The 17,376-nt window shown below is 62.2% G+C and carries 23 protein-coding genes; 5 read left to right on the top strand and 18 right to left on the bottom strand.

The window, feature by feature from the left end; translation table 11 throughout:
- A complete protein-coding gene (locus AQZ50_RS15710) occupies positions 1 to 1,233 on the bottom strand; it encodes a tyrosine-type recombinase/integrase (RefSeq protein ID WP_067747630.1) in 1,233 nt (410 codons plus the stop codon).
- Positions 1,230 to 2,459: a tyrosine-type recombinase/integrase gene (locus tag AQZ50_RS15705; RefSeq protein ID WP_082703708.1), complete on the bottom strand. Its 1,230-nt coding sequence runs from the start codon at positions 2,457 to 2,459 to the stop codon at positions 1,230 to 1,232. Before AQZ50_RS15705 ends, AQZ50_RS15710 begins: the two co-directional genes overlap by 4 nt.
- A 174-nt stretch (positions 2,460 to 2,633) precedes the next feature.
- Between AQZ50_RS15705 and AQZ50_RS15700 the strand changes: the two genes are divergently transcribed.
- From AQZ50_RS15700 to AQZ50_RS21260, 3 genes are all read left to right on the top strand, one after another.
- Positions 2,634 to 3,035, top strand: coding sequence for an AbrB/MazE/SpoVT family DNA-binding domain-containing protein (locus tag AQZ50_RS15700; RefSeq protein WP_231730351.1), 402 nt, complete (start codon positions 2,634 to 2,636; stop codon positions 3,033 to 3,035).
- On the top strand, positions 3,022 to 3,411 hold the full coding sequence (locus AQZ50_RS15695) for a type II toxin-antitoxin system VapC family toxin (RefSeq protein WP_067747626.1): 390 nt from the start codon (positions 3,022 to 3,024) through the stop codon (positions 3,409 to 3,411). The genes AQZ50_RS15700 and AQZ50_RS15695 overlap by 14 nt, the downstream gene beginning before the upstream one ends.
- A 392-nt stretch (positions 3,412 to 3,803) precedes the next feature.
- Positions 3,804 to 3,992: a diguanylate cyclase domain-containing protein gene (locus AQZ50_RS21260; RefSeq protein ID WP_067747624.1), complete on the top strand. Its 189-nt coding sequence runs from the start codon at positions 3,804 to 3,806 to the stop codon at positions 3,990 to 3,992.
- Positions 3,993 to 4,039: 47 nt separating this feature from the next.
- Here the strand turns inward: AQZ50_RS21260 and AQZ50_RS15685 are convergent, their stop codons facing one another.
- Together AQZ50_RS15685 and AQZ50_RS15680 are read right to left on the bottom strand one after the other, a co-directional pair.
- A complete protein-coding gene (locus tag AQZ50_RS15685; protein WP_067747623.1) occupies positions 4,040 to 4,396 on the bottom strand; it encodes a Fic/DOC family N-terminal domain-containing protein in 357 nt (118 codons plus the stop codon).
- A gap of 236 nt (positions 4,397 to 4,632) precedes the next feature.
- Positions 4,633 to 5,589 carry a DUF2493 domain-containing protein gene (locus AQZ50_RS15680; protein WP_067747621.1) on the bottom strand — a complete coding sequence of 319 codons (957 nt, stop codon included), beginning with the start codon at positions 5,587 to 5,589 and terminating at the stop codon, positions 4,633 to 4,635.
- Positions 5,590 to 6,125: 536 nt separating this feature from the next.
- On the opposite strand from AQZ50_RS15680, the gene AQZ50_RS15675 reads away from it, so the two are divergent.
- Positions 6,126 to 6,533: a GFA family protein gene (locus tag AQZ50_RS15675; RefSeq protein ID WP_067747619.1), complete on the top strand. Its 408-nt coding sequence runs from the start codon at positions 6,126 to 6,128 to the stop codon at positions 6,531 to 6,533.
- Positions 6,534 to 6,612: 79 nt separating this feature from the next.
- On the opposite strand, the gene AQZ50_RS15670 is transcribed toward AQZ50_RS15675, so the two are convergent.
- The 10 genes from AQZ50_RS15670 to AQZ50_RS15625 form a co-directional block, all read right to left on the bottom strand.
- Positions 6,613 to 6,942, bottom strand: coding sequence for a hypothetical protein (locus tag AQZ50_RS15670; RefSeq protein ID WP_067747617.1), 330 nt, complete (start codon positions 6,940 to 6,942; stop codon positions 6,613 to 6,615).
- Positions 6,943 to 7,026: 84 nt separating this feature from the next.
- Positions 7,027 to 7,356 carry a single-stranded DNA-binding protein gene (locus AQZ50_RS15665; RefSeq protein ID WP_067747615.1) on the bottom strand — a complete coding sequence of 110 codons (330 nt, stop codon included), beginning with the start codon at positions 7,354 to 7,356 and terminating at the stop codon, positions 7,027 to 7,029.
- A 712-nt stretch (positions 7,357 to 8,068) separates the two neighbouring features.
- Complete coding sequence (locus AQZ50_RS15660; protein WP_067747612.1) at positions 8,069 to 8,512, bottom strand: DUF736 domain-containing protein; 444 nt, start codon at positions 8,510 to 8,512, stop codon at positions 8,069 to 8,071.
- 256 nt (positions 8,513 to 8,768) lie between these two features.
- Positions 8,769 to 9,179 carry a type II toxin-antitoxin system VapC family toxin gene (locus AQZ50_RS15655; RefSeq protein ID WP_067747610.1) on the bottom strand — a complete coding sequence of 137 codons (411 nt, stop codon included), beginning with the start codon at positions 9,177 to 9,179 and terminating at the stop codon, positions 8,769 to 8,771.
- Complete coding sequence (locus AQZ50_RS15650; RefSeq protein WP_231730341.1) at positions 9,179 to 9,514, bottom strand: type II toxin-antitoxin system Phd/YefM family antitoxin; 336 nt, start codon at positions 9,512 to 9,514, stop codon at positions 9,179 to 9,181. The genes AQZ50_RS15655 and AQZ50_RS15650 overlap by 1 nt, the downstream gene beginning before the upstream one ends.
- A gap of 85 nt (positions 9,515 to 9,599) precedes the next feature.
- Complete coding sequence (locus AQZ50_RS15645; RefSeq protein ID WP_067747606.1) at positions 9,600 to 10,583, bottom strand: hypothetical protein; 984 nt, start codon at positions 10,581 to 10,583, stop codon at positions 9,600 to 9,602.
- A gap of 59 nt (positions 10,584 to 10,642) precedes the next feature.
- Positions 10,643 to 11,506, bottom strand: coding sequence for a DUF7146 domain-containing protein (locus AQZ50_RS15640; protein ID WP_067747604.1), 864 nt, complete (start codon positions 11,504 to 11,506; stop codon positions 10,643 to 10,645).
- A 28-nt stretch (positions 11,507 to 11,534) separates the two neighbouring features.
- Complete coding sequence (locus tag AQZ50_RS15635; RefSeq protein WP_067747602.1) at positions 11,535 to 11,825, bottom strand: hypothetical protein; 291 nt, start codon at positions 11,823 to 11,825, stop codon at positions 11,535 to 11,537.
- Between the two features lie 3 nt (positions 11,826 to 11,828).
- Positions 11,829 to 12,188, bottom strand: coding sequence for a DUF3768 domain-containing protein (locus tag AQZ50_RS15630; RefSeq protein ID WP_067747600.1), 360 nt, complete (start codon positions 12,186 to 12,188; stop codon positions 11,829 to 11,831).
- Between the two features lie 11 nt (positions 12,189 to 12,199).
- Positions 12,200 to 12,448 (bottom strand): hypothetical protein, encoded by a 249-nt coding sequence (locus tag AQZ50_RS15625; RefSeq protein WP_067747598.1) that lies wholly within the window; start codon positions 12,446 to 12,448, stop codon positions 12,200 to 12,202.
- Between the two features lie 379 nt (positions 12,449 to 12,827).
- Here AQZ50_RS15625 and AQZ50_RS15620 point away from each other — a divergent pair, with 379 nt between their 5' ends.
- On the top strand, positions 12,828 to 13,319 hold the full coding sequence (locus AQZ50_RS15620) for a Ros/MucR family transcriptional regulator (protein ID WP_067747596.1): 492 nt from the start codon (positions 12,828 to 12,830) through the stop codon (positions 13,317 to 13,319).
- A gap of 22 nt (positions 13,320 to 13,341) precedes the next feature.
- On the opposite strand, the gene AQZ50_RS15615 is transcribed toward AQZ50_RS15620, so the two are convergent.
- The 4 genes from AQZ50_RS15615 to AQZ50_RS15600 all read right to left on the bottom strand — a co-directional run bounded on the left by AQZ50_RS15615 (position 13,342) and on the right by AQZ50_RS15600 (position 17,254).
- Positions 13,342 to 13,560, bottom strand: a complete 219-nt coding sequence (locus AQZ50_RS15615; protein WP_067747594.1) for a DUF5818 domain-containing protein — start codon at positions 13,558 to 13,560, stop codon at positions 13,342 to 13,344.
- A 180-nt stretch (positions 13,561 to 13,740) separates the two neighbouring features.
- Complete coding sequence (locus AQZ50_RS15610; protein WP_067747593.1) at positions 13,741 to 13,935, bottom strand: hypothetical protein; 195 nt, start codon at positions 13,933 to 13,935, stop codon at positions 13,741 to 13,743.
- Positions 13,936 to 14,131: 196 nt separating this feature from the next.
- Positions 14,132 to 15,073 (bottom strand): ArdC family protein, encoded by a 942-nt coding sequence (locus AQZ50_RS15605; RefSeq protein WP_067747592.1) that lies wholly within the window; start codon positions 15,071 to 15,073, stop codon positions 14,132 to 14,134.
- Between the two features lie 138 nt (positions 15,074 to 15,211).
- On the bottom strand, positions 15,212 to 17,254 hold the full coding sequence (locus AQZ50_RS15600) for a ParB/RepB/Spo0J family partition protein (protein WP_067747589.1): 2,043 nt from the start codon (positions 17,252 to 17,254) through the stop codon (positions 15,212 to 15,214).
- Positions 17,255 to 17,376: the final 122 nt, after the last annotated feature.

Genomic DNA, 17,376 nt, shown 5'->3' with positions numbered 1-17,376 from the left:
TCAGACCAGGCTTCTATCATACATAGTATGAGATGTCAAGATTTTCACCTCCCCCATCGCGTCGGCGATCAGCTCGCCAATCCGCTCCGCGACGTCAAGCAACTGCGAGTCATCGAGGTGGGCATAACGCGCTGTGGTATCAACACGGGCATGACCCAGAAGCTTGCCGATCATCGGCAGCGTCTCGCTGGCGGCAGCGGCGTGACTGGCAAAGCTGTGACGCAAATCATGAATCCGCACCGAGCCAAGACCCGCTTCCGCGAGGATGATACACCAGTAGTGATGCACCGAGGCAAACGTCCGACCCGTTACGGGATTGATGAACACATGTTCGCCGGGCTTGCCGCGTTGCAAGCCTCGCAGAATAGCCTGCGCCTCCTCCCCCAGCCAGACGGTGCGTGCGCCGGACTTGGCGTCGTCAAGCCGGATGCGGCCGCCCTTGATCTCGCCCCAGGTGAGTGAGGCGATCTCGCCATAACGGCATCCGGTCAACAACAGGAGCCGGATAATCGTGACCGGGCCAGGCCAGAACTGTTCGCGGTCGGCCAGCACTTGACCGAGCCTCTCGATCTCGGCCTCGGACAGGAACCGCTCGAATTTGCGCTGCCGGTTGCGCCTGATCCCTCGGCAAGGGTTGGAGCCTTCAGGCCGCAAGCCCCATTGCTCAGCCTTGTTGAACGCGGCGAGTAGAATGTCATAGGTTCGGTTCGCCGCGCCAGACCCAGCGCGGTCGGTGACGCCGACGAACCACTTCTGCACATCGGCATGGGTGATCTCGTCGAGATGTTGGCCGGCAAATGCCCCGTCAAGGTGAGCGCGCCGGTAGTACTCACTCGTGGAGCGGGTCTTGGTCTTCCACGCAGGTGCGATCCGTTCGAAATAGTCTGCCAGGAATCTAGCGAACGACGGGGTCGATCGCACCTCCTTGCGCGTATGGGCAGGGTTACTGCCTGTCAGAGCCCGCAACTTCACGCGCCGGGTGATGTCGCGCGCCTGACGACGGGTTATCGCTGCGGCGTTGCCGATTGTGACCGAAACCGTGCGCCCAGCCGCCTCCAACTGGGCGAAATAAATGACGCGCCCCGAGGCATAGCTCCGGACGCCCAGCCCCGGAACCACGCTATCCCAACAGGTATCGCGCGCTCTCCCGCCCGCGCTTTCTTTTCGCGCGCCTGACAGAGACAAGCTCGCTAGTTCCTCGGCGACATAGCCCCTCGCCTGCTCCGCGTTCATGCCGCCACCCCCAGGCACCGGGCAATCGAACCCGACACACGCGCCGCAGCTTCAGCCACCACATCGTCAGCAAGATGAGCATAGCGCGCCGTCGTCTCAGGCAGGGCGTGCCCGAGCAGTCCGCCAATGTGCATCAGCGATATGCCGTCAGCGATCGCAATCGAGGCAAAGCTGTGGCGCAAGTCATGAAGCCGCACATCGGGAAGCGCCGCACGGCGGCGAATCTGCCCCCAAAAGACGGAGAGGTTGATTGGCCGGGTTTCATCGCGCGGTGCGGGGAAGACCAGACCGGAACGATTATCCGGCTCAATCCCATCAAGAAGGGCACGAGCCTGGGTGTTGAGCAGAAGGACTTTCGGGCCCGTCTTGCTATCGGGCAGCATGAGCCTTGGCGGCTGTACCCATTCCCAGCGCATCGACGTGATCTCTCCACACCGTGCGCCAGTGTAGATCAGGAGCCGGATTGCCTGCACGGCCGCTGGCCACTCGGGTTCGGCCTCAGCCAATGCGCGAGCAAGACGGCGATACTCGCCCGCAGTTAGGAACCGGTCAGGCAATTCCCGCTTGAAACGCGGGGTTCCCCGGCAGGGATTGGAGCCCTTGGGGCGCAACCCCTTCTGCTCGGCATATTTCATCAGACCGGACAACACGGGGATCGACCTGTTGAACATGCCTTGGCGGGTCACATAACTATCGCGCCACCGCAGAACATCCTGCTTGCGCACCGCGCGCAGTTCCATATCGCCGAACGTCTTGTCGATCTCGCGGAAATTTTGGCGGCAGCCGGTGATCGTGCTTGGCTTCCAGTGACGGCAATACTCGTCCTGGAAAACCTGCATGAAGTCCCGCACCAGCATTGCGGCGGCGGGCACAACCTTGGGGGCAACGGGCAATCCGTCCAACGCCACGATGGCCAACTCGGCGCGGGCGAGCTTGCGGGCCGCCTCCGCGCTGATCTTGTCTGCGCGGCCGAGTTTCTTGCGCAGTATCTTGCCACGCCGCCGAAACGACACGAACCAGGTGCGAACGCCCGATGGCCGTGTGGCCAGACCGAAGCCCTTGAGTTCGGTATCCCAGTAGACAAAGGGAGTGGACGCCACGCGCCTTCGCGCTATATTTCCATTGAGGTAAACCCGCGCCGATAGAGCGAGCGATTGCTTATTCACAACCGCTTTAACACCACCCGGAATATCACCACTCTGCTCCAGCAAATATCCATCTGACATTGACAGTCTCCGCTCGAACAAATTATCGCCTTGTTATTGATTTTATGCGATTAATTTGCTCAAAAATGCGGCCACCCGCGTAGGGTGTGCTGACCTCCCCTTCAGGAACTGGTGATCGGACCTTGATCGGGAAGCTTGGCAATCGGCCATGGAGCAACGGGTCCTTGGTTGGAAATGCCCCTGCGGGGGCGAGATCGAAGCGGGCAGAGCGCAGACCCGGCCAGCCAGACGACCTGCGGCAAAGAGCTTGCAGGACATGGGCACAAAGCTTATCTTACCTTCGTCTTACGCGCGGAGATACTCATGGGATTGCAGGAACGGATCACGACCGTCGTGTCGACAAAGGGGCAAGTCATCTTGCCCAAGGCGATCCGTGACCAGCGGCACTGGGGCGCGGGCACCAGGCTGATTGTCGAAGAGACGGCTGACGGCGTGCTCCTGAAATCGATGCCTGTGTTTGCCCCCACCGATATCGATGCGGTGTTCGGCTCGCTTCGGCCTACCGGCCCGGCCCTGTCGATCGATGCCATGAACGCTGTGATCGCCGATGAAGCGAGACGCCGTGCGCGCGATTGATACCAACATCGTCGTGCGGTTGTTGACCGCCGACGATCCCGAACAAGCCATAGCGGCAAAACGGATCATCGAGGCCGGGGATATCTTCCTGGGGGTGACCGTGCTTCTCGAGGCCGAGTGGGTCTTGCGCGCAGGCTACGGTTTCGACGCCACCCAAATCGCTTCAGCGTTGCGGGGCCTGTCGGGGCTGCCCGGCTTGTCAGTCGAGGAACCGACGCTGTTGGCAACGGCGCTCGAATGGCTCGAAGGCGGAATGGATTTTGCCGATGCCCTGCATCTCGTACGGTCAGGTCATTGCAGCGCATTTGTGACCTTCGATCGCAAGTTGGCCAAACGAGCCCAAGCTTTGGCGGCCACGCCCGTCATCATTCCCTGAGACCCAAGTAGCAGGCGCGCGGCATGTGGTGGACTTGCCCCGCCACTACGCCGCGTGCCTTCAGCAACGGTGAAAAGAAGAAGGACGCCGCGCTGGGTGCGCGGCGCCCTCCGATGCGTCAGGCAGCGACGCGTTGGTCGCGGATGGCAAAGGCGTGGCAGGGCACGCTCACCTTCCCCACCCGGGTGAGCAGGTTCGACTGGATGCCTACTCCTTTCACATACCACCGCCGACATCAGTTCCTTGATGCCGGATAAACCCCGCGTTTGCCCGGTGCCCGTTTAAGGGGAAAGCGCGCCAGTCGGACTGCTGGATATTGAGCTTCTCGACGTGCCGCAAAGCGCGATTGTTGCGAGGCCCCGAGACAAATCCGCATCCTTTGACCCTTGGCCATGAGTCAAATCGTCGCCTGCGGCATGCCGACGACCATCAGCATCGGTGTCGCCACGGCCCCTGCCGACGGCGAACACCTGCTACAGATCCTCGAGTGCACGGATAGTCGCCTTTACGCTGCAAAGCGTGCCGGCCGGAACTCGGTCGCCAGTGGGTTGCGTGTTGAACTGACACCACAAGCCGCCTGACTGCACATTCCGACGCCCGAAGTGCGATTGAACTTTGCCATCCTCGATCATGCATTTGCCGACAGCGGATCTGTGCCTTCGCTCAAGATAGCAAGGTAGCTTCGACACCCGAAGGCGCGGCCTCGCTTGCGTCCGGTCGATTGGCTGCCTTCGATCTGCGAGGACAGCACGGCTTCCTTGCGCACATACATGTACAGGAACAGCTCCTGGCGCGAGAGCAGCATGGTGATGCCATCAAGGCGGCCCAGCGCACGTTCCGCATGGCTCAAGCGATCGAGCAGCCCAAGGATGTTGATCGGGGGTAATGGAGGCAAGGCCGGGGGTACGAAGGCCCGCACCATTTCGCCAGCGACGAGCGTTTCGACAAAGCGGCCAAGCCGCTGACCGGTTGCGGATTCGGACATGCCTGGTTGATGCCCGGGCACGCCTATTAAAGCAGCAAGGCGATTTTTTTAATAATGCCGGTTCGAATGTAAGCAGCCATAATTAGCGGCGGGAGCCGTGCAAAGACGCGATCACAATCCCCGCCCAGCAGGCCGCGCGGCATGTGGCGGGCCTGGCCCGCCACTACGCCGCGTGCCTCCAGCAACGGTGAAAAAAAGAAGGACGCCGCGCGGGGTGCGCGGCGCCCTTCGATGCGTCAGGCGGCGACGCGTTGGTGGCGGATGGCGAAAGCGTGGTAAGGCACGTTCGCCTCCCGCACCCGGGTGAGCAGGTTCGACTGGATGCCCGACCCTTCGCATACTAGGGCATGGACCGGCTTCAGGTTCAGCAACTGCTCGTTGCGGATGAACCCGGCGCGTTTGCCCAAGGCCCGGTTGAGTGTGAAGCGCACGGTCTTGACCCCGCGTGCGGCGGCCCAGGCATGGGCGATCTGGTCGCAACCCTTGTGCTGGGCGGTGGTGGCGAGGATCATGTTCGGGATCCTGCCGTGGGTTTCATCAAGGGCCTGCCAGAGCAGTTCGTGATCGTGCCAGTCGGTGCCGCCCGAGAAGATGACGACGGGGCCGGTCGGGGCGTGCTCTTCGCGTCGTTGTGCGGACCGCGCTGCGAGGAAGTCCCGGGCATCGATCTGGCTGGCGGTGAGGCCCGAGGAGACGCGCGAGCCCTTGATGGTCGAGAATGGCCGGCCGGTTTCGACGCGGTAGATTTCGCCTGCATAGTCGCGCATCGCTTCCATCGCTTCGCGGCAGTCCATCAGGGTCTGGCTGATGCGTTGGGTCTCTTCGAGCTCGACGGCATAGATTTCCGAAGGGTCGAAGGACCGTGCGAGATCCCCGAGCTTCTTGCCGGCGTCATCCTCGCGCTTTTCGATGCGCTGGGCGGTGACGTGGAAGCTGTTGACGATGCCCCAGACGATGTCACGCGCGAATTCCTCCATGCGGGTGGCGCGGAAGATATCGAAGACGGTGCCGATGATCATTTCCATCGCGGCGCGCGCGGATTGCGGATCGGGCATGTCGGTGGCCATGGGTTCGTCGTGGATGGAGAGCTGGGCCAGATTGCCCTGTTCAGCGAAGGCGGCGTCAAAGCCCGGTGCTTCGATCTGCTCACGGTAGAAGGCGCTGAGGGCTTCGAAGCTGGTGAACTGTGTCATGGGTATCTCCTGTTCGATCCGTCATCTTCGTGATGACTGAAAGTCAGGCGGCAAGCTGTGCGAAGCATGTCAGGGACGTTGACCGGGAAGCCGGGAGCGCCGGAGCATCGCGCCAAAAAGTGGGAACCGGTTTTTGGCAAACAGCCATGCGACCAAACAAACGCGGACGGACCCCGGTTGACGCCGCGCCAGCGGGGCGTGGGGGAGCCGATTTTGTGCCGACCCCGTCGGTGCAAAATTGGGGGAACCGCGCATCCTTGAGATGCGCTCGTCCGGCTTGTCATACTGGGTCTATCAGAGAGAGAGAGTTTTGTTTGGTGGGGCAGAGCAACGACAGCCCCAAGCGACCCGCGCCATGCGATCATTACCGCGTCAGCGGCCGAGACTTCAGGCTCGGTGGAGCCCGGTACGGGCGGAATAGAGCGCGGTGCCCGCGCTGGCGCGGCAGGCGCCCCTCCCCCATGAGGTCAAGAGATCACGCTCGATCGCGCTGACATCTGCTGTCAAATAATCGATTTTTATGGTATGTGTCGGAAATGATGACACTATCTTGCCATTGCGGTCAGGTCCGCCTCGAAGTCGCAAAGAGGCCCGACCACATCAACCAGTGCAATTGCACACTCTGCGCCAAATCAGGCGCCCGCTGGGCCTATTTCGACCCGGCAGACGTCAGCATTGACGGGACAACCGCCAAATATCAGCGGGTCGACAAGGTCGATCCCGCCGCCGAAGTCCATTTCTGCGCCAACTGCGGATCCACGACCCATTTTACCCTGACGCCAAGCGCTGTCGCAAAATTCGGCAACAGCCTGCTGGGCGTCAACATGGGACTGGCCAACGAACAGGACCTCGCGGGCATAGAACTGCGCTATCCCGACGGCAACGCATGGTCAGGTGAAGGTGATTTCAGCTATGTGCGCGAAGCGCGCCTGATCGGCAGCTGAGCCAAAGACCAACGACGCGAAAATCAGCACAGTTTCGGGGTCGGTGCCGCCAGGCACCGACCCCGAGGGGCTCGTGGTGTCAATGAACCGCCACCGCCTCGGTGAGCAATCCGTCGAGGCTGTCGATTTCCCGCTGCGTGGCAACCAGGCTCCAGGCGACGACCAGATCCTCGAAGTATTCGTGATCGACGAGCGTTTCGGCATGGGCCTCGCCGAACTGGCTTTCTTCCCAGGCGCGGGCATGCGCGGCGTCGGTTGCGCTGGCGATGGCATTGGCGAGATGGGCGGCGATTTCGTAGTCGGACATGCAGGCTGACTGGATCTGGATGCGGGCAACCATGGCCGGGTTGGTGACGGTGATGCCGGTGGTGACGCAGGCGATGTCGTCGAAGGCCGAGATGATCTGCATGGGGTGTGCTCCCGAATAAAAAGGGCGGCCCGTGCCATTTGTTGCGCGATTTCTGCGAAATCGCTGGGAGGCCGCCCGTCTGGGTCAGATGAACTCGATCTCGTCGGCGACGATTTCGGTGTTGTAGTAGGTGCGCCCGTCCTTCTCGTTGCGGGTGTAGCGGATCTCGCCGCTGACGATCAGCTTGTCGCCCTTCTTCTTGTGGTTGGCGATCGACTTGCTGAGGCCATTGAAAGCCTTGACGGTGTGGAACTGGTCATAGGTTTCGGTGTAGCCATCCTCGCCTTTGAGGACCTGGCCGTCCTTGATGACCGGGCGGCTGGTGACGAGGGTGAAGCTGACGCCGCCTTTGCTGTCGGTGCCGAAGCGGCTGATGTCGGAGGTGATGCGGCCGGACAGGAAAACGTGATTCATGGGGTAACTCCAGATCTTTCCGGCGGGCCGATCCCGCCGGGATGAACCAGAGCGCAGCCCGCGATGGAGGGGGTGCCGCACCGAAGGCGCAGCCGCAGGGGAACCTCCATTTTCCGGGTGGTGCGGGCGCCGACCGCAGGGAGGTAACTCGGTCGGACACATGGGGGTTGCAGCGCCCCCGCGCGGGCGTAGTGTTCATCCCACTTCAGGCGGGTTGGCCTGCCGGAAAGATTGACTTGGGGTTGCCCCTTGGACGATAGATGCCCGAAGCCAGTTTGAGCACCGCCTTCATGCGCGGCCTCGTGCCGTAATTGGTGGAACGTCCTTGCCCTCACCGGTTCCGATCAAGGTTCGCCGCCAGGCCTAAGTCCAGAGCAGAGGATGCCCTCCGCGAAGACCTGCCACCTCCGCACACCAAGGCCCTGGCCCCTGCAACGATCGCCGCCCCAGCTTGGCCGACAGCATCGTCATCTGATCAGCAAAGCCGACCGTGATGGACAGGTCACCCCAACGCCATCGCCAGCAGGCCTACAGGGTTCAATGCAGCCAGCGCGCGACCTGCCGGTCGATCGGATTATCGAGATCGAGACAATTCAGGGCATGAGCGATGTGCATCGCTGCCGGAGTTTCATGCGCACATGTACAAATGAAAATGGGCGACCCGACGCAAAGCCGGGCCGCCCAATGGATCGAACGGGAATCAGGGGGCGGATCAGGCCGCAGCAGCGGGCCCCGACTTGTCCGACGCGAACGCCACGCCGAAGCCACCCTCGTCAGTATCGAAAGTGTCGTTCGCCGCATCCTGTGCACCGAGTTCGCCAAAGCCGCGCCCCATCCGGCGGCGCGGACGCGACCAGGCGACATTGAGCGAGCCGTCGTTCTGCGCAAACAGGGCGATCGACAGCGGCGCTTCAAAGCTCGGATCATCGATCTGACCCTGAAGGAACGTGCCCGCGCCGTTGTTGGCGGTCTTCTCCCACAGGCCGCCAATGGACAGGAACTGACCACTGCGGCTGCGCACCATCACATCGAACTTGGGCACGGCGGGATTGCGCGATTCAACCGACCGAAGGCCAATGGTGAGATCGAGCGTTGCGGTCTGGATCTTGCCGAGGAAAACGCCGGCAGCATTGGGCTTCAATTGACCGATATTCATGGGACGTGTGCTCCTTGAAGGACAACACCCGCAATAGGCGGGATGCGCTGTGGTGCTGTCTCGGCCCCCGGCCTCGACACATCCCTCCCGCCACCTCGTCCTCTCGCCCGCGGCCGGAGCGCCGCGAGGTTTTCACGCGGCAACCGCTGACATCGACGGCAGGCACGAATTTGCCGACAATGTGACCGGTCGAAATGTGCGAAATGCAGACCGCCGTTTGTGCGGCGCCCTCCCGGGATTCAAACCCAGGGCGGCGTTATGCACTCTCTCCCACCAGCCCCACGCCCTCAGCATGAGCAGCGCGCAACAAGGCGTCGTCCAGCGTTGCCAACGGCACGCTTTCACGCAAGGCAAGCTCGAGATAGGCGGCATCATAGGCGGTCAGCTGATGCGCGCGCGCCAGCGCCATCAAGACTGTGTCGTCAGGTTGATGATCCAGACGAATGGGCAGGCCGTTGAGCAAAGCCAGGGCGCGGCTGCTTCTGGCGCCATCGATGCGTCCGCTCCGCTCGTTCGAGATGAAAATGTTGCGCATTTCAAACCACCACAGGCTCGGGGCTATCGCCGTGTCACCAGGAAACCGCGCAAAAGCGGCTTGGGCGCGGGCGTTGCCCTCATCGGGCAACAACCAACATGCCGCTACCGAGGCGTCAACAACGAACGGCATCAGTAGCGGTGCCCCTCGTGGCGCGCAGCCAGAATATCGCAAATCGATATGCTCGGCATGGTTTCACGAAACAAGGAAATCTGCGCCATCGTGCGCTGCACTTCGATTGCGCGCTGCTCAGCCTCGGGCACAAGACGTGCAATGGCGCGGCCATGGCGCGTAATGACAATGGTTTCGCCGCGTTCGACGTCGCTCAAGAGCTGAGGCAGGTGGGCTTTTGCGTCGGAGGATTGCACTTCACGCATCTTGAGACACTTTCGGTTGGTCAATTTGACTGGTCTAAAAATAGAGATCTCGGAACGAATTGGCAACGCTCGAATGGAGCCGATGCGCATGCGTTGTCACGGTCCCATGCCGGCACCGCTTGCCATTCGTCGCGAAGGCACCCATCCATCGGTGCGCCTCTGATGCCCATCGCGGCTACGGCCTGTAGCTATCGCAAAGCTCGGCATTCCGCACCGAGGCATGGTAAAATGGCGGATACAGCGCGCAGATATTCTCCGGCGACCAGCGCAAGTGGCCGCCCGAGAGGAACCGGCCGTCCTCTGGGCGAACCCTGACCGGCCCATTGGCCTCGGCATCCTGAAAGGTGCCGTTGACCGGATCGAGACTGGCGACCCAGCACTTGTCGAATGTCACCGGCTTGCCGAGATCGAGCGCGATCAGATCGGGGATCGGCACGATGGCGTTGAGGCAGAACAAAAACGAGGTCGAGCATGCGTTCTCGATCAACTCGTTCAGTTGGTCCCAGGTGACAATCGGCGCACGCCGCCGCCGCGCGCTGCGCTGCAGGTATTCGGCCGCAGGATGCCGGTTCTTCGATCGCTTGCGGAACTCGGTGATGGTGTAGCCGAGGTTCGATAGCGCCAATTGCAGGTTCCGCGTAACCGACAGGGCCGATGGCTCGGGCCAGGGCTTGTGCGAATGGATCAGGCTGTCAACCGGCCACTGCGCGGTGCTGAAGCGGAACAGCAACTCGCAGCGATCATGGCTGGCGAAAAGATCAGCGACCCGGCTGTCGTCGCGATCGGCAGCCGCATTGTCCCAGGCCGAACGGATGGCTGCGCGGATTTCGCCATCGGTGTCGCCGATGCCGACGGCATCGAGTTGATCGCGCAGATGAGGGGCGATTTCGTGGTGCCAGGTATCGCCGAATTCAGCGGGCGGGAATTCGGCTTCCATCGCGCATTCGACATCCTGCCCTTCGTAATGGGCGTCGATAATGCGCGCAGCCAGCGCATTGAGTTGCTTGAGTGGCCAGAAGTCGCTGCGGTCGCGCCAGTAGCGCGTGTGCGGCATGGCCCCGGCAAGCCGGGCAATCCACGCCGATCCGGTCTCGCTTGCGAGAAAGGCGTCGATATCGACGAGATCGGCGTGCTCGGGAAAGGCGGGGATCAAGGGCATGGCGAGAAGCTCCTGTTGTCTTGCCAGCCGTCTTCCCCCTTGCCTCTCAGCGTGCTGCGCTACGGTGTGCCCCTCCACGCGACGGCCCGATCCGGGCGCAGCAGATCAGCCCAGTCGCCGACCGTCACAGGGCATGGCTCGATGGACGTGTCGAGGCCCTGCAATCGCCGCACCACGACCGCATGTTCTGCCTGGGCACTCCCCTGGTCATCGTTGTCGGGCAGCAGCGTGATCGCGTCCTTGCCATCAGGCACTTCAAAGCCCGCAAAGTTCCGGGCACCGAAACAGGTGCCCGCCGGACGACCGGTCACCTGCCAGTAGGCGCAAGCGCTTTCAAAGCCCTCCGCAATCACCATGCGCGAACCGGTGAGCCTTGATGGCCAGGTGCCGCCGCGCGAGTTGCCCAGCATCATGCGCGCAGTGCGCCGGGCTGAGGCGCGATCGAGGAACAGACGCTGGATTGCAATCAGGCTGCCGCGCCGAAAGACCCCAACCAGCAGCGCCGGCAGGAACTGGAGCGCATGCCCCTTGCCCTTGGGGCAGCGCGCATGGAACCGGACATCGGGCGGCTGGAACCGAATGCCGCGCACGTCGGTGAGATACCGCTCGCCAAGTGTACCATCGATAGGACCGGCTTCTTCCCAGATCCGCCGAAACGGGGCGGCATAACCATCGGCCGGGACCGGCAGGTTCATTGGGACGGGCACCCGTCCGCCCAGCATCCGCGCGATGGCCTGCATGACGTGTGCGCCGTCACAACCGGCAAAGCAGTGGACCAGGATCGATCGTTGCCCTTGCCGGATCGACAGACTCGGGGTGCGATCGGCATGGGCCGGGCACCGAACCATGGCATAGCCACCCAGCCAGCGACCGCCGAGCCGCTCGACGATAGCCAGGGTTTCCGCCGTGGGCTGATAAGTCATGGCTGAGCGCCCTTTGCACAGTTGAGGATCAATATCCGCGACAGTGCCGACACCCCGACCCGTCGCAGCAATCGGCGCGCGCTGCGATGTGCAGCACCGAGCCGTCATTGAAGCGGGCGGTTGCGCCGATGGCGTATTCAGCCTCGCCATCATCACGATCGAGTTTGAAGGACCAGTCGCGCTCCAACACGTCCCAAACTTGGTAGATGGTGACTTCGTCGCCATCGTGGTCCGGGAGAGAAAAGAGCGCGAGGTCGGCGATGGTCACCGCCACGCCGAACAGTTCGGCACGGCGGTCGACCGCAAGGAGCGCGGCCACGGGCTAGTAATCTTCCGGGAGCAGGATGGTCAGGACACGTGTCGTGACTGACGCATCAGCAGGATCATCCGACCCGTAGCAAAGCTCGGAATCGTAGTAATCCACCTTGAGCCAGACTTTCCGTCCGCGGAATTCGATGGTTCCAAGGTCCCGTTCCGGGCTGTCCTCGGCAAACATGCAATTGCGAAACGCCGCCAGCAGTTGCGCCTGTATAACGACAACTTCGATGGTGTCGGGATCGCAAAACGCCGCAAGGCACGTGCGGGTAAAGGTGATCCGCGCCGTCGGGTCGAGGCCAAGCCGGGCACGGTCATTGAGGCGCGCGATCGTTTCGGTGCGATCAACCGTGGGGTTCGTTGCCATGGTGTCGCTCCTCAAAAGCCGCCAGCGGCGAGATCTTCGAGCGAAGTCACCAGCCCGTCGAAATCTTCCTCGGGCCCGAGGACATCGACCAGTGTCAGGACCACATCGAATTCGACGCCATGGTCAGCAGCCAGATTTTCAAGATAGCCAAACCGGTCGATCGCCCCGTCGTCCTGGTAGCGATCGAGCGGAATAGTGCGGTCACGATTCAGCCGCGCGATCGTGGCAAGCGGGACGCCACGGACTTCAAGACAGGACATGGGACAGGTCTCCGTAAGCTTTGGCGAGCCTCATCGCTCGCAAAGCCACCCGCTCCCCGCTTTGGCTCTATCCCTGTTCCCTGGGACGATTGACGTACGCGCAACCGATGCTTCGCCGTTCGCACTTGCAATGAACCCGATACAAACCCATTTGAGCCGTGCCTTTCAGGCATCCTCTCCCAAACTTTCCAATGGCTGGCGTCCGCGCCAGCCATTTTTTTGCGCTGCAAGGGCACGGGTCGGCGATGTGACGGGTTACCTGGCCAGCATTTCGCCAATTATCCTCGCATTGCCGTCAAAACAGGCTGCAAAACTCTCGCCAAAATGGAGGGGTCGCGGTAGAAGAAGAACTTCCACATGAAGCAAAGATACCAAACCTATGGCTGACGAAACATTGCTCGCACTCGTCGTTGATATCGTTTCGGCCCAGGTCAGCCATAATTCGGTATCGGCCAATGATCTCCCGGCGCTGATCCAGTCCGTATACGGTTCATTGGTCAAGCTGGGTGAAGCGCAAGCGCCGGTTGAAGAAAAACGCGAACCTGCTGCCTCGATCCGGACGTCAGTGAAGCCCGATGCGATCACTTGTCTGGAATGCGGCGCCAAGTTCAAGATGCTCAAGCGGCATCTGGCGACCGATCACAGTCTGACGCCAGAAACATACCGTACCCGCTGGAACTTGCCCGCAAGCTACCCGCTGGTCGCGCCCGACTATGCCGCCAAACGCAAGGAACTGGCGGTCAGGATCGGCTTGGGCCGCAAACCGGTGGCCGCTCCCGCCTCGGTTCCTGAGCCCGTGAAGGCGAAGGCACCTCGGCGCAAGAAGCTGGCCCCGGCATTTGAAGAAGTAACCCCGCCGGTCGAGGGTTGATCGTCGGAGACATTTCAGCCGACTACGATGCCGGACGCCCGATCCATTCGACGTGGAGTCGGTCCGGCCCGGACAAATGGCCCTCTACGATAACATTGGCACCGTCATGGGCCGCCAGATCATCTGCGGTGATCAACCGCACAATGCGATCATCGCCGGTTTCCAGCATGGGGCTGCGGCCAGCCATGCGAAGAACCCCTGTCAGGCGACGGTAGGTTCCCGTGCTGCCGTTGCTCGCCATGTCAGGCCGCCGTTCCGTGCCGCGACGCGGCAGGCGCCGTCAGGCAACGGTCGCGCGAGGCCGCGCAATGGGACTGATTTTTGGGCATGAGGCTCCTTTGGCGTTTGCCCGTTCGGTTGGCAATGGTCTCTGTGCTTTGCAAATCTCAGGCGAAGGCAAGCACGCTGCTCGTGAGCGGCCTCATTCCACCACTGCAATGGTATCAAAGCCCAAAGACAATTCGTGTGCCGTCGCAGCGAAAGTGAGCCGACGACCCGGCGGAATGCGCCAAATAAGGTGATCCTGAACCGTCTCGCGCAGCCCGACGATCAACGCTTGTTCCTCGCCGCACAGCAGCGTCGCGGCGATATTGCGGGCATCCCTCAAAAAAACCATTGCAGAGCCTCGTGACGCGGGTGATCAGCGATTGATCGACACGGGGCTGGATCGTGGCTGGCAAAGTCATGAAATGCGTACGCCATAAATGCAAAGACCGGCGCGGAGCCGGGCTGTCAGGAGGGCAAATCGTTTTCGAGCAGGTCTGGCCCGCGCTTCGAAGAGCGGCAAAAGTGGCGCCGCTGGCAGTCTTGCCTCAGGCCGCCAGCGCAAGATCGGGCAGCGTTTCGGCGACCAGTCCTGCATCAGTCTGCGCCGCCACAGGCTTGGCTGCTGCTGCGTGGATCCAGTCGGCGGCCGCTTGCGCTTGTCGAGCTGCGGTGAAGATCGCCTTGGGATCGTGTTTCAAGGCGGCCAGCCAGCTTGCCAGGTACGCCGCATGATCGGCGCGCGGCATATAGGCCAGCCCCAGATCCGCCATCAGATAAGATGCGCCCAGTTCGGCGACGAGCTCTTCGCGCGCACGGATGCTGCGTTCCTTGTGATAGTCGCGCAGGGTTTCCCGGGCTAACCTGTTCACATGTCCACTGGCGTGCGTGACCTCGTGTGCGAGTGTGGACACGAGATCAAGATCGCTGTCGAACGCCGATCGTTCGGGCATGAAGACCCGATCGATGTCGGGACGATAATGGGCATCGTGCAGCCCGTAATTCACCGGCACACCCAAGCATTCGAGAAAGGTCAGTGCCTCGGCCACGCTGGGGCTGACCGGCGTAATGTCTTGGTCCAAGCTGTCCTCAGCACTATCGACCTGATCACGATTGAAAACGACAAAGCTGCGCGCGAAGAACCGGGCGCGGCTTTCGCTGTCGCCGCTCGCTTCACCAGCACCATCGGCCCGCTCGACCTTTTTCCACAAGATGACATGCGTACCGGTCTCGCCCTTCCGGACTTGTGCACCGACAGTGCGCCATTGCTGATAAGTCGCCCACGTGCCTGACGTAAAACCGCAGGCATCGGCCGTGGCCCACAGAACGAGGCGATTGATACCCGAGTAGCGCCTGCCTGCCACGCTGGTCGGGCGCATGACCGGTGCACCTGAATGATGCCAGGGCATGCGCCAATCGCCAGCGCCTACCGCAATGGCGGCGACAAGCTGGTCGGTGACAGTGGCATAGATGTCGTGACGGGGTTTCATGAGGTATATCTCCGTTGAGCCGAGCGTCGGCGCTCGAAACCTCCCCCTCGCCTTTGCCGTCGGAGCGAGAGGCTCCGGACCGCATTGCGGGGGCCAGCGACGCCGCCCCCCGCTTCGGACGTGTCGGGAAAGGGTGCGTCAGGCCGCGTCGGAGACCGGCTTTGCCACCTCGTTCTGGTTCGCTGCGTCACCCGCAGGTTCGATGGCTTTGGCAGCGATTTCGTCTTGTTCGATGGCGTCGTCATTGCCAGCGCGGCCATCGTCATCCGCCTCACCGGCAATACCGAACCGCATCGGGTCCGGTACCCAGGCCAACGCGCGCGCCTTGATGTCAGGCTCCGTGATCGTGTCACCGGCGCACAGCCGTGCCGCAGCGGAGGCAAGTTCGCCCTTCTTGGCGGTCGCATAGCGCCCGGGAAGTTCGGGATCGAATTGCGAGAGAATACCAAGGATCTGCACCTTCTTGATGCGGTCGAAGAAGTTTTCGGCACCGGGGCGCCAGTGGTCGGCAATGGCGACGCCGATGTGCTCGCCAAGGCGCGTCTGGAACGGCGAGGCACGTGTGCCACTGGCAAGAGATGCTTTGAGGCTCTGACTGACGGCAAATGCGAGCCAGCATGCGCGGGTGTCATCGTCGAGCGCACGAAACGCGAGGAACGCGGCAAAACTGTCTTCTTCACGTGCCCAGTCGTCGGGCAGCGATGCGCGAATCGATTCCAGTTCGGTCACCGCCGGGCTCACCGGAATGCCGGTGAGGCCCACGGGCTCGTTGCGATCGGCAATGCGAATGGTGCAGCCGGTGTCGTTGGCCCCGAGATGCCCGGCCAGATCGCGCGCCAGCGAAAAGATCGCGAGATCGAGCGCAAGCGCATGATCGAACGCGAGATGCAGCGCCAGGACATCCCGGCGGTCCTTGGCCATCTGTTCCTCGAGTGACCTCGGCAGGTTCGCAACGGTTGCAGGTTCGTCATCGCCGGAATTGGGCGCAGCCGCTGCATCGTCACCGGCCTGGCCACGACGGTCGGGCTTGGCTGTGGTGTAGAAGGTTTCCAATAGTCGGGGACGACCATCCTTGCTGAGCACAAGGAACGTGCCGACATTGGGCCTGTCCTCGTCGGGAATCAGATATTCGGTATCCCCCATACGTTCATATTCGGCTTCAAGCGCGTCGTGCTCCGCTTCGAGCACAGCGACGACATCATCGTCCTGCGGATCGTCCAGCGCTTCGCCGATTGCCTCGATCCGCTGTGCAATCTCCAGCATGCGTGCAGCAGATTCTGCGCTTGGACCTTCCCGACGCGGCCAGTAGGCGTGCAGATCCTTGGTGTCCTCATACGTGACATGCGTGGCAAGGCACGGTTTGACCCAGCCAAGGCGACTGCTGAGTTCCGCGACTTCCGCTTCAAAAGCCAGCTTCTTCAAGGCCAGATCAAGGGCGAGGTCGCCATCAAGCCACAGCCCCTCGCCTTCACCGGCGAACAAGTCGCGCTCGATGCGCCCCCCGCAACCGGAATACTCCGCCTCGCCCAAAAAGCGCGCGACGGGATGATCAGCCGACAGTGCCTCCTCGGCAATGGCACGCCGGATTGCCTGCGCGTTGTCGCGCTGCCAACTGGTCGACAGGCGTTCCCACGCTGCCGCCTGCCGTTCACGGTCACCGGTCGCCCCGTAGGCCATAGCCACATCGAGCGTGATTTCGCCCAATGCCAGCGCTGCGAAGATCGGCTCCGCCAGATCCGCCAGACGCAGGCGGCCCTGCACATGGCGCACCGTGACGCCGAACCGCCGGGCGACCGCCTCGGCGTCGGCGCCGTCGACAATGATCTCCTGGTAGGCCCGCGCTTCATCAGCGGGCGTCATCGCCTCGCGGATGAGGTTTTCTGCAAGGCTGATTTCGCGGGCGGCGGCATCCTCGTTGTCGCACAGCCGGACATCGACAGCGTAATCCTTCGGCAGGACACCACGCTCGATCAGCAAGCCGATCGCGCGCCAGCGCCGCCCACCGGCATGGACATCGAATAGCGTCTTGCGGCCCTTCGCAGGACTGACGATCAGCGGCTGTAACAAGCCGTGTTCGGCAATGCTGGCGGCAAGTGCCTCAAGCCCTGATTCGACGTTGGCCTTACGGACATTGCTTTCGGACAAGCGCAACTTGACGTGCGGAATCGTGGTGGTCTGCATGAAGGGTCTCCCGGACCAGTTCCGAGGCCCGGATCACGCGAGACACTTTTTGTCTCCCAGGGGCCCCGCCCCCCATTCATCCGCTTATTCTCCAGAAATCCGCACAAACCGGCGCCTAATAC

The sequence above is a fragment of the Novosphingobium sp. Fuku2-ISO-50 genome (genome assembly GCF_001519055.1).
Classification (GTDB): Bacteria; Pseudomonadota; Alphaproteobacteria; order Sphingomonadales; family Sphingomonadaceae; genus Novosphingobium.
Note: the sequence above shows the minus strand (reverse complement) of the source record. Positions and strands in the feature narration are given on the sequence as shown.

Bases quoted from the DNA above. Each gene is read 5' to 3' on its own strand.
- AQZ50_RS15630 (WP_067747600.1), bottom strand. From the start codon at position 12,188: ATGGCAACGAACCCCACGGTTGATCGCACCGAAACGATCGCGCGCCTC.
- AQZ50_RS15620 (WP_067747596.1), top strand. From the start codon at position 12,828: ATGGCTGACGAAACATTGCTCGCACTCGTCGTTGATATCGTTTCGGCC.
- AQZ50_RS15660 (WP_067747612.1), bottom strand. From the start codon at position 8,512: ATGAATATCGGTCAATTGAAGCCCAATGCTGCCGGCGTTTTCCTCGGC.
- AQZ50_RS15605 (WP_067747592.1), bottom strand. From the start codon at position 15,073: ATGAAACCCCGTCACGACATCTATGCCACTGTCACCGACCAGCTTGTC.
- AQZ50_RS15650 (WP_231730341.1), bottom strand. From the start codon at position 9,514: ATGCGCATCGGCTCCATTCGAGCGTTGCCAATTCGTTCCGAGATCTCT.
- AQZ50_RS15610 (WP_067747593.1), bottom strand. From the start codon at position 13,935: ATGGTTTTTTTGAGGGATGCCCGCAATATCGCCGCGACGCTGCTGTGC.
- AQZ50_RS15640 (WP_067747604.1), bottom strand. From the start codon at position 11,506: ATGACTTATCAGCCCACGGCGGAAACCCTGGCTATCGTCGAGCGGCTC.
- AQZ50_RS15705 (WP_082703708.1), bottom strand. From the start codon at position 2,459: ATGTCAGATGGATATTTGCTGGAGCAGAGTGGTGATATTCCGGGTGGT.
- AQZ50_RS15700 (WP_231730351.1), top strand. From the start codon at position 2,634: ATGCCCCTGCGGGGGCGAGATCGAAGCGGGCAGAGCGCAGACCCGGCC.
- AQZ50_RS21260 (WP_067747624.1), top strand. From the start codon at position 3,804: ATGAGTCAAATCGTCGCCTGCGGCATGCCGACGACCATCAGCATCGGT.
- AQZ50_RS15600 (WP_067747589.1), bottom strand. From the start codon at position 17,254: ATGCAGACCACCACGATTCCGCACGTCAAGTTGCGCTTGTCCGAAAGC.
- AQZ50_RS15685 (WP_067747623.1), bottom strand. From the start codon at position 4,396: ATGTCCGAATCCGCAACCGGTCAGCGGCTTGGCCGCTTTGTCGAAACG.
- AQZ50_RS15645 (WP_067747606.1), bottom strand. From the start codon at position 10,583: ATGCCCTTGATCCCCGCCTTTCCCGAGCACGCCGATCTCGTCGATATC.
- AQZ50_RS15655 (WP_067747610.1), bottom strand. From the start codon at position 9,179: ATGCCGTTCGTTGTTGACGCCTCGGTAGCGGCATGTTGGTTGTTGCCC.
- AQZ50_RS15680 (WP_067747621.1), bottom strand. From the start codon at position 5,589: ATGACACAGTTCACCAGCTTCGAAGCCCTCAGCGCCTTCTACCGTGAG.
- AQZ50_RS15670 (WP_067747617.1), bottom strand. From the start codon at position 6,942: ATGCAGATCATCTCGGCCTTCGACGACATCGCCTGCGTCACCACCGGC.
- AQZ50_RS15665 (WP_067747615.1), bottom strand. From the start codon at position 7,356: ATGAATCACGTTTTCCTGTCCGGCCGCATCACCTCCGACATCAGCCGC.
- AQZ50_RS15675 (WP_067747619.1), top strand. From the start codon at position 6,126: ATGATGACACTATCTTGCCATTGCGGTCAGGTCCGCCTCGAAGTCGCA.
- AQZ50_RS15710 (WP_067747630.1), bottom strand. From the start codon at position 1,233: ATGAACGCGGAGCAGGCGAGGGGCTATGTCGCCGAGGAACTAGCGAGC.
- AQZ50_RS15625 (WP_067747598.1), bottom strand. From the start codon at position 12,448: ATGTCCTGTCTTGAAGTCCGTGGCGTCCCGCTTGCCACGATCGCGCGG.
- AQZ50_RS15615 (WP_067747594.1), bottom strand. From the start codon at position 13,560: ATGGCGAGCAACGGCAGCACGGGAACCTACCGTCGCCTGACAGGGGTT.